Source organism: Pseudomonas californiensis, from assembly GCF_021147775.1.
GTDB classification, from domain to species: Bacteria; Pseudomonadota; Gammaproteobacteria; order Pseudomonadales; family Pseudomonadaceae; genus Aquipseudomonas; species Aquipseudomonas californiensis.
On record NZ_JAGTPK010000008.1, the window covers coordinates 134,534 to 146,652 of the forward strand.

The window sequence follows — 12,119 nt, forward strand, 5'->3', positions numbered from 1 at the left end:
ACTAGGGATAGTTCCTACATGGGCTTCACCGCGAGGCACTCTACGGGGTTGTCAGCAGTCGCACAGCAGGGTCAAACTGCAAGACTTGCCGCAGGCGCGATCCTCCAGACACCCTCCTCGCAAGAGGACAGAGGCATCCCACGCTGCGTAATCATTCATAATTGCGACTCTCATCGTTTATTCGGGGACCCCACATGGAATTGGTTGTTAAAAGCGTAAGCCCAGAAACCTTGAAGACTGCAACGCTGGTCGTCACCGTCGGCGAAAACCGCGTACTGGGCCTCGCTGCTCAAAGCGTCGACACCCTCAGCGGTGGCGCGATTGCTGCCATTCTCAAGCGCGGCGACCTGGCAGGCAAGGTCGGCCAGAGCCTATTGCTGCACAATCTGCCCAACCTGAAAGCCGAACGTGTGCTGCTGGCCGGCACCGGTAAAGAAGCCGAATTGTCCGACCGTCAACTCAAGAAAATCGTTGGCAGCGTTCTGACCTCGCTCAAAGGCCTGGGCGGCACCGACGCCGCCATCGCTCTGGATGACCTGACCGTCAAGCAGCGCGACACCTACGGCAAGGCACGCCTGCTGGTTGAAGCGCTGGCCGACGGCGAGTACGTTTTCGACCGTTTCAAGACGCAGAAAGCCGAAGCACGCGCCCTCAAGAAAATCACGCTGTTGACCGCCAAGGTCAGCGTAGCCGACGTCGAGCGTGCGGCCACCCACGCTCAGGCAATCGCTACCGGCATGGCGCTGACCCGCGATCTGGGCAACCTGCCGCCAAACATCTGCCATCCAACCTACCTGGGCGAAGAAGCCAAGGCGCTGGGCAAGGCTCACAAAAACCTGAAAGTTGAAGTACACGACGAGAAAAAACTGGCCGAACTGGGCATGGGCTCGTTCCTGGCCGTAGCACAGGGCAGCGCCCAGCCGCCCCGTTTGATCGTCATGAACTATCAGGGCGCCAAGAAAGGTGACCAGCCGTTCGTACTGGTCGGCAAAGGCATCACCTTCGACACCGGCGGTATCAGCATCAAGCCAGCGGCCGGCATGGACGAGATGAAGTTCGACATGTGCGGCGCGGCCAGTGTGTTCGGCACCCTGCGTGCGGTACTGGAACTGAAGCTGCCGATCAACCTGGTGTGTATCCTGGCGTGCGCCGAGAACATGCCGAGCGGTACTGCGACCCGTCCGGGCGACATCGTCACCACCATGAGTGGCCAGACCGTCGAAATCCTCAACACCGACGCCGAAGGCCGTCTGGTGCTGTGCGATGCCCTGACCTATGCCGAGCGCTTCAAGCCGCAGGCGGTGATCGACATCGCGACCCTGACCGGCGCTTGCGTGGTTGCACTGGGCGGTCATACCACCGGCCTGCTGGGCAACAATGACGCACTGATCAATCAACTGCTGGACGCTGGCAAACTGGCCGATGACCGTGCCTGGCAATTGCCGTTGTTCGATGAGTACCAGGAACAGCTGGACAGCCCGTTTGCCGACATCGCCAATATTGGCGGACCGAAAGGCGGGACCATCACGGCGGCGTGCTTCCTGTCGCGCTTCACCAAAGCGTATGACTGGGCGCACCTGGACATCGCGGGTACCGCATGGCTGAGCGGCGGCAAGGAAAAAGGCGCTACCGGTCGTCCGGTCCCGCTGCTGACCCAGTATCTGCTTGACCGCGCTGGCGCCTGACACAGGCTGCCTTGTGGCGCATCGCGTAACGTCGATGCGCCACTGGCTCTGGAACCCCTATGACCCAAGTCGATTTTTACATTCTCCCGGTGGCCGACCCGGCTGCCCGTCTGGACTTCGCCTGCAAACTCACTGAAAAAGCCTGGCGCCTGGGACACAAGGTTTACCTGCACTGCAGCGATGCAGCGCAACGTGAAGACCTTGATGCACGGCTCTGGCGCTTCAAGGGCGAAGTATTCCTGCCCCACGGCGACGCCGAGAGCGATAACGACGCGCCGGTGGTGCTGGGCCTCGGCGATGACTCGGGCACACACGATGACTTGCTGGTCAATCTTGACCTGCGTATCCCGACCTTCTTCAAGCGCTTCGCCCGTGTGGCAGAAGTGGTTGTCGAGGACCCGTCGGTGCGCCTTGCCGCGCGTGAGAGTTTCCGCTCCTACCGCGAACAGGGTTATCCTCCGCAAGATCACCGACTGCAGCGTCTTTGAGGACACGATGGACACTTCAAAAAAAGCTGAATCCGCGCATTTGCTGGACGATCTTGAATCGATCCGCCAATTGCTCGGCGATGACACCACACAACCGCCGTTGCTGACCGACACAGTGCACCGTGAAGGCCAGATTCCCCTGTTGTTCGATGTGGTGGGTGGCAAGCCCAGAACCGATCACGATCAAGAAGGTCATGATAATTACGACTATGTCGACGAAGCCGACATACCGACCCTGGTCGCTGACACGCCTGACGTGCTGCCACCCGCGATCACCCCGGTATTACCGCCGCCAGCTCAGGCCCGGAACCCGGCACAGCCCAACCCTGACGCCCTGTTGCATCTGGACAGTGAACTGCGAGCCGCCGCGCAGTTGATCATGCAGGATGTGATCGACGATTTCGCGCCGCACATCGAAACCGAGATCAAGCGCAGGCTTGAATCCAGACTGGACCGGTTATTGGCTCAGCAGCAAAAGTGAAATGGGGGCGTCGGTGTATGGCCAGGTCATGCGTCGATGCTCCGTACTTAAGCGCCAATGTTCAAGCGGATCTCCTTTGCCAGATCGTGTGTGTCTGCGCGCTGACTGATAAACGACTTTGCGCGTGCGTCCAACTGACGAAGTCTTTCCGCTGTTCGGTGAATCCTCGACCATGCGCCGGGGTTATCTGCGTTGAGCTTGTGAAGATTTAACTGGCGATCGAATTCGAACTGACTGGCAGGTGATACACCTGTCACCTCCCTGATAAATGATTGTTTTTCACTTATGGCGATACTGATTTGATTCGCCATGTTTTGATCAGCGATCGTCGCCGCATGCTCAAACTGCGCTCGGTAAAAGGGGTCGTTGCTGAGTTCGGCGAATGAAAGTCCCGTTTCCCCTTTCAGATCCGCTTTGATCGTCTTCAGTGCGTCTGGACCATGTATATCAACCCACTTTTTGTTTAACAGCCCGGACACTCTCTGTCCCATTGCAGGGGCCGTTGCACTCAGCGCGGCAGCGTCTCTGGCTGACAGGTGCCTGACGACCTTTGCAAGGATTTCGTTCGGTAGTTTCTGAAGGGGGAGCCTGGCAGGAAACAAGGTCAGGCCCGGCACTCTGAACCCCGAGATATGTCCACTCGGGTCACGCCTGTTAATCGGGTCCCCCAGACAATAAGCATAGGCGTTCAAGCCTCCCCTCCCGAATGGGCTCAGGCTGTCTGGCTGGTTGAAGCGCATCAGTACCGGGTTGAAAGAGCGGTAACCATTGCCCAACGCATAATGTCCGGTCACAGCATCCGGGCGCTCGCCGTTGAAACCCGAAAGGATGCTTGCCGGTAGCCGATGCCCGTAAGGGCTGTAGGCGAGCGGTTGAAACGCTTGCCCGCTCAGGGCGTGCAGTACGCTGTGCTGTGTGTCAGTGCCCAGCAGCTCCACCTGAACACTGGAGCAGTCAGCGCCATGCTCGGCCAACAACTGGCCGCCACCCTGAAAGACCTTACGGCTAGCAGATCCTTGTACCTCAACCGTCAAACGACTCTGTTGATAAAAGCGCGACACTGAATCCTGTGTATCCATACCCACCATGGCAATACGATCCAGCCCGTCATAGCGGTATCGACACAGCGTGCGCCTGGTTTCAGAAATATCGTTCATGGCGAAACCCGCCCTGCAGATTGAGTCTGAAAAGCGGATTATCCGTCCTGCCCCACTCGCCGCAAGCTAGCAGATCAACGAGGTAGGCGGTCAGCTTGTCGCATGCTGCTTATGGCTTGTCACTTGCCCACAGGGCTATACTTGCCGGTTTCCGAATCAATGCCACAGGTTCCCGCCGCACATGGACAAGACTTACCAGCCGCACGCTATCGAAACTTCCTGGTACCAGACCTGGGAGTCAGAGAACTACTTCGCTCCCCAAGGCGCGGGTGACTCGTACACCATCATGATTCCGCCGCCAAACGTCACCGGCAGCCTGCACATGGGTCACGGTTTCAATAACGCGATCATGGACGCCTTGATCCGTTTCCGTCGCATGCAGGGTCGCAACACCTTGTGGCAGCCGGGCACCGACCACGCAGGTATCGCCACCCAAATGCTGGTTGAGCGTCGTCTTGAAGCCCAGGGCGTGAACCGTCATGAACTGGGTCGCGAGAAGTTTCTGGACAAGATCTGGGAATGGAAGGCCGAATCGGGTGGTAACATCAGCCGTCAGATCCGCCGACTGGGTTCATCGGTCGACTGGAGCCGCGAGCGCTTCACCATGGACGACGGCCTGTCCGACGCCGTGAAAGAAGCGTTTGTCCGTCTGCATGAAGACGGTCTGATCTATCGTGGCAAGCGCCTGGTCAACTGGGACACCAAACTGCACACGGCGATTTCCGATCTCGAAGTGGAAAACCACGACGAGAAGGGCCACCTTTGGAACCTGCGTTACCCTCTGGCTGACGGTGCAAAGACCGCAGAAGGTCTGGATTATCTGATCGTTGCCACCACTCGTCCGGAGACCATGCTCGGCGATGCAGCCGTTGCGGTGAACCCGGAAGACGAGCGCTACAAGGCGCTGATCGGCAAGTTTGTCGAGCTGCCGCTGGTGGGTCGCCGCATTCCGATCATCGCAGACGACTATTGCGACCCGGAATTCGGCACCGGCTGCGTGAAGATCACCCCGGCTCACGATTTCAACGACTATGAAGTTGGCAAGCGCCACAACCTGCCGCTGCTGAACATCTTCGACAAGAACGCCGCCGTTCTGCCTGCTGCGCAGGTGTTCAACCTCGATGGCACACTGAACGAAAGCGTTGATGGCAGCCTGCCTGCTCAATATGCAGGGCTCGACCGTTTCGAGGCTCGCAAGCAGATCGTCGCCGCCTTCGACGCCGCCGGCCTGCTGGTCAGCGTTGATGACCACGCACTGAAGGTTCCGAAAGGCGACCGTTCGGGCACTATTATCGAGCCATGGCTGACGGACCAATGGTACGTCTCCACCAAACCACTGGCCGAACCTGCGATTGCTGCCGTTGAAGACGGTCGCATTGCCTTCGTGCCCAAGCAGTACGAAAACATGTATTTTTCGTGGATGCGCGACATCCAGGACTGGTGCATCAGCCGTCAGCTCTGGTGGGGCCATCGCATCCCGGCCTGGTACGATGAATCCGGCAAGGTCTACGTGGGCCGCGACGAAGCCGAAGTGCGCGCCAAGCACAACCTGGGGCCAGATATCGCCCTGCAGCAGGACAACGACGTACTCGACACCTGGTTCAGTTCGGGCCTGTGGACCTTCTCCACGCTCGGCTGGCCGGAAAAAACCAAGGCGCTGGAAACCTTCCACTCCACCGACGTGCTGGTCACCGGTTTCGACATCATTTTCTTCTGGGTTGCCCGGATGATCATGCTCACCATGCATTTGGTGAAGAACGAAGATGGCACACCGCAGGTGCCGTTCAAGACGGTCTATGTACACGGCCTGGTGCGTGATGGACAAGGGCAGAAAATGTCCAAGTCCAAGGGTAACGTGCTGGACCCGCTGGACATCGTCGACGGTATCGACCTGGAAACGCTGGTACAGAAACGCACCAGCGGCCTGATGCAACCGCAATTGGCGAAGAAAATCGAGAAGCAGACCCGCCAGGAGTTCGCTGACGGCATTGCCAGCTACGGCACCGACGCCCTGCGCTTCACCTTCTGCTCGCTGGCCTCCACCGGGCGCGACATCAAGTTCGACATGGGCCGCGTCGAAGGCTATCGCAACTTCTGCAACAAGATCTGGAACGCCGCGCGTTACGTGCTCGACAAGGGCGAAGACTGCGGTCAGAACGGCGAAGCCGTCGAGCTGTCGCTGGCTGATCGCTGGATCATTTCGCAACTGCAGCGCACCGAAGCCGAAGTGACCCGGCAACTCGAGCAGTTCCGCTTCGACCTCGCGGCTCAAGCGCTGTACGAGTTCATCTGGAACCAGTATTGCGACTGGTATCTGGAGCTTTCCAAGCCTGTGCTGTGGGACGAAACCGCACCCGTCGAGCGCCAGCGCGGCACACGCCGCACGCTGGTTCGCGTACTGGAAGTCGCGCTGCGCCTGGCTCACCCGTTCATGCCATTCATCACCGAAGAAATCTGGCAGCGTCTGGCGCCGCTGGCCGGTGCGCAGGGCAAGACGATCATGTTGCAGGAATGGCCGGTGGCCAACGAAGCACGCATTGATACGGCTGCCGAAGACGACATCGAATGGCTCAAGGGCCTGATGCTGGCCGTGCGTAACATTCGCGGGGAAATGAACATCGGTCCGGGCAAGCCCCTGCAGCTGTTCCTCAAGAACGTTTCTGCCGAAGACCAGCGTCGCTTGAGCGAAAACGACTACCTGCTCAAGAAACTGGCCAAGCTTGAAGCCATGACGGTACTGACTGACGGCGCCGAAGCGCCGCTGTCGGCCACCGCGCTGGTGGGCGACATGGAAGTGCTGGTGCCGATGGCTGGCCTGATCGACAAAGACGCCGAGCTTGCCCGTCTGGACAAGGAAATCCAGCGTCTGCAAGGTGAAGTGCAACGTGTGGGCGGCAAGCTGTCCAACGCGGCCTTCGTCGACAAGGCGCCGCCCGAAGTCATTGCCAAGGAACGCGCCAAAATGACCGAAGCCGAACAGGCCCTCGGGAAGCTGGCCGAGCAACACGCTCGTATCGCCAGCCTGTAACGCAGAAACCAGCCAGCCCGTTCACGGGCTGGCTTTTTATTACCTGAACATCTGCACTGACCTATTCGCGAGCAAGCCTGCGCCGCCAACTCTCCGAGACCTGGCCACTCTTGCACACAGATTGCTCGCGAATAGGCCGGTTACTTCGACACCACGGCTGACATCACCACCATGACCGACACCCCGAAACCGCCTCGCAAAAAACCCCAACGGCCTGCAAAACCAGTCGAGCCTCGCGAAAAAGCCACCCTGCACCCGCGTAACCGCCATCAAGGCCGCTACGACTTCCCCAAGCTGATCAAATCCAGCCCTGAGCTGGCGAAGTTCGTGATTCTCAACCCCTACGGCAAGGAAAGCATCGACTTCGCCAACCCGCAGGCCGTGCGGGTGTTCAACCGGGCGCTGCTCAAAGCGTTTTATGGCATCGCCCATTGGGACATCCCGGCCGACTACCTCTGCCCGCCCATTCCAGGACGTGCCGACTACCTGCACTTTCTGGCTGACCTGTTGGCCGAAGGCAATAACGGCGTCATTCCACGTGGCGCAGCTGTCAAAGCGCTGGATATCGGCACCGGGGCCAACTGCATCTATCCATTGATCGGGCACAGTGATTACGGCTGGCAGTTCGTGGGTTCGGACATCGACAGCACCGCCATTGCGGCAGCCATTACCATTGTCAAAGCCAATGGCCTGCACAAAGCCATCAGCGTGCGCCAGCAGAGCGATCGCAAGCACATCCTGCTCGGCTTACTCGATAGTAGCGAACGCTTCGACGTGAGCCTCTGCAACCCGCCCTTCCATGCTTCGCTGGATGAGGCGCAGCGCGGCAGCCAACGCAAATGGCGCGCGCTGGGCAAGGCCGACCCCAAGCGCAAGCTGCCGGTGCTCAATTTCGGCGGTCAATCGCAGGAGTTGTGGTGCGAAGGTGGCGAGATCGGCTTCGTGACCCAGTTGATCCAGGAAAGCGCTACATTACCGTTGCAAGTTCTGTGGTTCAGCACCCTGGTGTCCAAGGCTTCAAACATGCCACTGATTCAGAGCGCGCTGAAAAAGGCGGGTGCCCTGGAAGTGAAGGTTGTCGAAATGGGCCAAGGCCAGAAGCAGAGCCGCTTCGTGGCGTGGACCTTTCATGACAAGGCACAGCAACAGGCCTGGCCGCGCTGAGACGGACTGAGCCTTATGTGAATTGCCCATGAAAAACTGACGTCCACAAAAAAGCCGTGCCCGGTTATACGGCGCACGGCTTTTTCAACAGCAAGCAGGGCTTACTTGTTGATCGAGTCGCTCAGCACTTTGGCTGGTACGAACTTGATGACTTTCTTGGCAGCGATTTCGATGGCTGCGCCAGTCGAAGGGTTACGGCCAGTGCGAGCTGGACGCTCAGCCACTTTCAGTTTGCCGATGCCTGGCAGAGTGATTTCAACGCCGTTTTCCAGTTGGTCTGCAACGATTTGGCCCAATTGCTCAAGAGCATTACGCGCGGTGGTTTTTGGCGCGTCGATAGCTTCAGCGATATCGGCGATCAATTGGTCTTTAGTAAGAGCCATGGTGGTGTTCCTTCCCTATCAAATTCATTTGGATTGCAGAGCGCAACGTCGGCCAGTAGCCAGGCAATGAACCTGGCCACCCGCTAGCAGCCACGATTAATCGCGAAGTTGTAGATACTGAAACCGGGTAATGGTTCGGCCTACGTTTGCATAATCTGCATGCTTGACGCGCTAAGGTGCGCAAGACCGCGCAAAACTAGCACAGAGCCGAGCAAATATCCGCCCCTACCTATCCTTTTGGTCAGGTTTTAATGGGAATTGCGCAAAAAACGATCGCCGGGAGTATCGAGAAGCTGAAAACCGGCTCGCTCGGAGCCCACAAGCGCATGCGTGCGTTACACTTGGCGACTTGCTACGAGCCGCACGCTCTTCACCTTTTTCAGCCGAGAAGCCCATGCCGATCCGTCACTGCATCGTCCACCTGATCGACAAGAAACCCGACGGTACGCCCGCTGTTCTCCATGCACGCGACTCCGAACTCGCTGAGTCCCAGGCCATCGAGAACATGTTGGCCGACCTTAATGAAAGCTATAACGCCAAGCAGGGCAAAGCCTGGGGTTTGTTCCACCCCGAGTCCGGCGCTCATCCTTTCAGCGGCTGGCTGAAAGAATATCTGGATGGCGGCACTGACTTCACGGCCTTCTCCCGTGTTGCGGTCGAACATCTGCAAAAGCTGATGGAAGAGTCCAACCTGTCGGTGGGTGGCCATGTGCTGTTCGCTCACTATCAGCAAGGCATGACCGACTACCTGGCCATCGCCCTGCTCCACCACAGCGAAGGCGTGGCAGTGAATGACCTGCTTGACGTGACCCCCTCACGACACCTGGATCTGGGGCAACTGCATCTGGCCGCCCGGATCAATATTTCGGAGTGGCAGAACAACAAGCAGTCCAAGCAGTACATTTCGTTCATCAAGGGCAAGAACGGCAAGAAGGTCTCGGAGTATTTCCGCGACTTCATCGGCTGCCAGGAAGGCGTGGACGGCCCCGGCGAAACCCGTACCCTGCTCAAAGCCTTCAGTGACTTTGTCGAAAGTGAAGACCTGCCGGAAGAGTCGGCGCGCGAAAAGACCAAGACCCTGGTCGACTACGCCAGCAGCCAGAGCAAGATGGGCGAGCCCATGGGCCTGGAAGAGCTTTCCGAGCTGATCGACGAGGAGCGTCCACGGGCGTTCTACGATCACATCCGCAACAAGGACTACGGCCTTTCACCAGAGATTCCGGCCGATAAGCGCACGTTGAATCAGTTCCGCCGCTTCACCGGCCGCGCTGAAGGTCTGTCGATCAGCTTTGAAGCGCACTTGCTGGGCGACAAGATCGAATATGACGAAACCGCAGGCACTCTGATCATCAAAGGCCTGCCGACCCAGCTCACCGATCAGTTGAAGCGACGGTAACTGGCCATGCTGCTGCGCACGCTGAAAAAATTTGCGTTGATCATGCTGGTGGTGGTGATCTATCAGAATTGGGGCCGGATCGAGCACTTCGTCAATCCGGCGCCTGCCGATGTTGCGCAGAGTTACAGTCAGGCAAACGTCGTGATGTACGCCACCGAGTGGTGTGGCTACTGTAAACAGACCCGGCGCTTCCTGGACAGCAAGGGCATCCCCTTCCAGGAATATGACATCGAGAAATCAGACCAAGGCCGCAAGGCCTATGAAGCGCTGGGTGGGCGCGGCATTCCGCTGATCGATGTCAACGGCACAATCATCCGGGGTTTTGCCCCGGATGACATATTGGCGGCGCTGAAGTAACACTCAATCCTTGATCAGCGCTTCTCGATCCTGAAACCAAACCGCGGGAAGTGCACATGCACGGTACCGGCGCGATCATCCTCGCGGCGCAGTATCAGCTCTTCAGTGCCCGCGAACGCCAGCTCGCCCTCGACGGCTTCGACGCCGTAATCAATTGCTGAAATGGCTACCTGATCACCTGCCTTGAAGCCATTCGGGTCCACGAAGTGTTCTTCAGGCAAGGCTGCGGGTGTGGCATTTTTTGCGATCTCCACGGCATCGGCGGAGCTCAGGTCGCTGGGCGCGCCATGACCGAAATCCAGCACACGGGCAAACCAGGCTGCGATACCTGCGTAGTCGTCCACAAATGGTGCGGTGACCGGTGTCTGCTTGAGGAACCACAGTGCATGCGCCACCGAGAAGTCGGCGATGGATGGCTCGCCAAACAGGAAGTCGCCATTGCGTGAAAGCTGCAGTTGCAGGCGAGACATGAGTGTCGGCCACTGGTGCCTGGCCTGCTCGGCGGGCAGGCGCGACGCATTACCACCATTGAACAGCGTCGAACGGTCAGCGATGAACGCTTTTGCGGCTTCCGGCGGCACCTTGGCAAATCGCACTGCCAACGATTCTGGCTGAAACACCAGGCTGACCGCGTGCAGAAACAGTACCGAGTCAGCCCAGGCAGCGAAGCCGGCAACGGTGAATTCCTGCCCTTCCGGGTAAAAGGTCGGTGATACCTTCTCTTGCTCCAGACGGCGCGCCATCAGTGCGGTGTCGCAATAAATGTCCGCGCCGACCTGCAGCACCGGCGTCTTGCGGTAACCGCCGGTCAACGCCGTCAAATCAGGCTTGGGCATGATCGAGGGGATCGTGACCGAGCGCCACGAAAGTCCTTTGTAGCCCAGCATCAAACGGGCTTTTTCCGCGAACAGCGACGTCGGGTAGTGATGAAGAATCAGCTCAGACATGGTCAGCCTCTGCGGCACATGGAAAGCCCACAGCTTAACCCGCGACGTGCAGTCAGCCTACCGACTCACGTGGATGGCAAGGCATCACGCTCGTGGATGGAGGCGTAATCACCCGCTGCGACATAGCTGGCAGCCAGGACCTCCTTGGCGCTCTTTCTCAGCTTTTTGATCAGCCGCTCCTGACGAAGCGCTTCGCCTTTGCTCACGCACTGCTCCACGTAAACCAGTGCCACGGCCGGGCTTGAATAGAAGAAGCGCGCGCCTTTGCCGCTCTGATGCGCGGCAAAGCGCCGATGCGGATCATCACTGATCCCGCAGTACAGTGACCCATTGGCAGCCCGCACCAGATAGACAAACCAGCTTTTTTCCACAACCGGCGCGCCGGCCTTGGCAATGGAGGCCAGTGATACACCAGGCACAGCTGTCTCAGGTGCAGGCATTTCAGGCTGGGCGACTTCAGGCACGGCGGCTCTCGCTGAACGTTTTCAGACCCTTGAGCGCCTGAGCACGGACCGCATTGCGCACCAGTGGCGTCCAGCCCAGCAACAGACCCTTGGCACCCAGTGCCTGACGCGACCAGCGCCACATATCGAAATGATCGTGATGCTCGCAGATCTTGCCGTCGCGTAATACAAACCGTGCCTGAATGTCATTGACCACCGTCCGGCCTGTCTGGCTGAACAGATACGTCGCCACCCAATGCGCACTGCCAGTACGGTCGTCAGCACGCACCTGATCAAACACCACCGAGAAGTTTTTTGCACGCGACGTCAGCATTCGCCACATGTCACCCACCTCACGGCCACGCAGCTCACCAAAGGCCGGATCGCTGAACACCACATCGTCGGTGTAACAAGCACTCATCGCCTCGGCATCCAACAGCGCAAAGGCTTCGTAGAACCGGTTGATCAGTGCGCTATTGGCCTGGCTTTGTTCTTCGTAGCTCATGCTTGCACATTCCTTGGCGAAAGAGGGGTGCACGATAAGCGGCAAATGGCTCATTAGCCACCCACATTCGCCGCGCATATGTAGC

Annotated in this window: 12 protein-coding genes; 7 read left to right on the top strand and 5 right to left on the bottom strand. The window is 58.6% G+C overall.

Annotated elements, in window-relative coordinates:
* Positions 1-194: 194 nt before the first annotated feature.
* The 3 genes from KDX37_RS10165 to KDX37_RS10175 are packed head-to-tail and all read left to right on the top strand — an operon-like array spanning position 195 to position 2,654.
* Positions 195-1,685 (top strand): leucyl aminopeptidase, encoded by a 1,491-nt coding sequence (locus KDX37_RS10165; protein WP_231652568.1) that lies wholly within the window; start codon positions 195-197, stop codon positions 1,683-1,685.
* 59 nt (positions 1,686-1,744) lie between these two features.
* Positions 1,745-2,173, top strand: coding sequence for a DNA polymerase III subunit chi (locus KDX37_RS10170; protein WP_231652569.1), 429 nt, complete (start codon positions 1,745-1,747; stop codon positions 2,171-2,173).
* Between the two features lie 7 nt (positions 2,174-2,180).
* Positions 2,181-2,654: a DNA polymerase III subunit chi gene (locus tag KDX37_RS10175; protein WP_231652570.1), complete on the top strand. Its 474-nt coding sequence runs from the start codon at positions 2,181-2,183 to the stop codon at positions 2,652-2,654.
* A 47-nt stretch (positions 2,655-2,701) separates the two neighbouring features.
* Here KDX37_RS10175 and KDX37_RS10180 read toward each other — a convergent pair whose 3' ends face one another.
* Positions 2,702-3,811, bottom strand: coding sequence for an RHS repeat-associated core domain-containing protein (locus KDX37_RS10180; RefSeq protein ID WP_231652571.1), 1,110 nt, complete (start codon positions 3,809-3,811; stop codon positions 2,702-2,704).
* A 181-nt stretch (positions 3,812-3,992) separates the two neighbouring features.
* Between KDX37_RS10180 and KDX37_RS10185 the strand changes: the two genes are divergently transcribed.
* Positions 3,993-6,839 (top strand): valine--tRNA ligase, encoded by a 2,847-nt coding sequence (locus KDX37_RS10185; RefSeq protein WP_231652572.1) that lies wholly within the window; start codon positions 3,993-3,995, stop codon positions 6,837-6,839.
* A gap of 171 nt (positions 6,840-7,010) precedes the next feature.
* Positions 7,011-8,003, top strand: a complete 993-nt coding sequence (rlmF, locus tag KDX37_RS10190; protein ID WP_231652573.1) for a 23S rRNA (adenine(1618)-N(6))-methyltransferase RlmF — start codon at positions 7,011-7,013, stop codon at positions 8,001-8,003.
* A gap of 101 nt (positions 8,004-8,104) precedes the next feature.
* Here rlmF and KDX37_RS10195 read toward each other — a convergent pair whose 3' ends face one another.
* Positions 8,105-8,386 (bottom strand): HU family DNA-binding protein, encoded by a 282-nt coding sequence (locus KDX37_RS10195; RefSeq protein WP_020292090.1) that lies wholly within the window; start codon positions 8,384-8,386, stop codon positions 8,105-8,107.
* Between the two features lie 394 nt (positions 8,387-8,780).
* On the opposite strand from KDX37_RS10195, the gene yejK reads away from it, so the two are divergent.
* A complete protein-coding gene (gene yejK, locus KDX37_RS10200) occupies positions 8,781-9,782 on the top strand; it encodes a nucleoid-associated protein YejK (RefSeq protein WP_231652574.1) in 1,002 nt (333 codons plus the stop codon).
* Positions 9,783-9,788: 6 nt separating this feature from the next.
* Positions 9,789-10,139, top strand: coding sequence for a glutaredoxin family protein (locus tag KDX37_RS10205; protein ID WP_231652575.1), 351 nt, complete (start codon positions 9,789-9,791; stop codon positions 10,137-10,139).
* 14 nt (positions 10,140-10,153) lie between these two features.
* On the opposite strand, the gene KDX37_RS10210 is transcribed toward KDX37_RS10205, so the two are convergent.
* From KDX37_RS10210 to KDX37_RS10220, 3 genes are all read right to left on the bottom strand, one after another.
* Positions 10,154-11,086 (bottom strand): glutathione S-transferase family protein, encoded by a 933-nt coding sequence (locus KDX37_RS10210; protein ID WP_231652576.1) that lies wholly within the window; start codon positions 11,084-11,086, stop codon positions 10,154-10,156.
* A 65-nt stretch (positions 11,087-11,151) separates the two neighbouring features.
* Positions 11,152-11,505, bottom strand: a complete 354-nt coding sequence (locus KDX37_RS10215; RefSeq protein WP_231652641.1) for a GIY-YIG nuclease family protein — start codon at positions 11,503-11,505, stop codon at positions 11,152-11,154.
* Between the two features lie 37 nt (positions 11,506-11,542).
* Entirely contained in the window at positions 11,543-12,034 is a 492-nt protein-coding gene (locus tag KDX37_RS10220) for a nuclear transport factor 2 family protein (protein ID WP_231652577.1), read from the bottom strand.
* Positions 12,035-12,119: the final 85 nt, after the last annotated feature.

Bases quoted from the DNA above. Each gene is read 5' to 3' on its own strand.
- KDX37_RS10195 (WP_020292090.1), bottom strand. From the start codon at position 8,386: ATGGCTCTTACTAAAGACCAATTGATCGCCGATATCGCTGAAGCTATC.
- KDX37_RS10205 (WP_231652575.1), top strand. From the start codon at position 9,789: ATGCTGCTGCGCACGCTGAAAAAATTTGCGTTGATCATGCTGGTGGTG.
- KDX37_RS10175 (WP_231652570.1), top strand. From the start codon at position 2,181: ATGGACACTTCAAAAAAAGCTGAATCCGCGCATTTGCTGGACGATCTT.
- rlmF (WP_231652573.1), top strand. From the start codon at position 7,011: ATGACCGACACCCCGAAACCGCCTCGCAAAAAACCCCAACGGCCTGCA.
- KDX37_RS10170 (WP_231652569.1), top strand. From the start codon at position 1,745: ATGACCCAAGTCGATTTTTACATTCTCCCGGTGGCCGACCCGGCTGCC.
- KDX37_RS10165 (WP_231652568.1), top strand. From the start codon at position 195: ATGGAATTGGTTGTTAAAAGCGTAAGCCCAGAAACCTTGAAGACTGCA.
- yejK (WP_231652574.1), top strand. From the start codon at position 8,781: ATGCCGATCCGTCACTGCATCGTCCACCTGATCGACAAGAAACCCGAC.
- KDX37_RS10185 (WP_231652572.1), top strand. From the start codon at position 3,993: ATGGACAAGACTTACCAGCCGCACGCTATCGAAACTTCCTGGTACCAG.
- KDX37_RS10180 (WP_231652571.1), bottom strand. From the start codon at position 3,811: ATGAACGATATTTCTGAAACCAGGCGCACGCTGTGTCGATACCGCTAT.
- KDX37_RS10220 (WP_231652577.1), bottom strand. From the start codon at position 12,034: ATGAGCTACGAAGAACAAAGCCAGGCCAATAGCGCACTGATCAACCGG.
- KDX37_RS10210 (WP_231652576.1), bottom strand. From the start codon at position 11,086: ATGTCTGAGCTGATTCTTCATCACTACCCGACGTCGCTGTTCGCGGAA.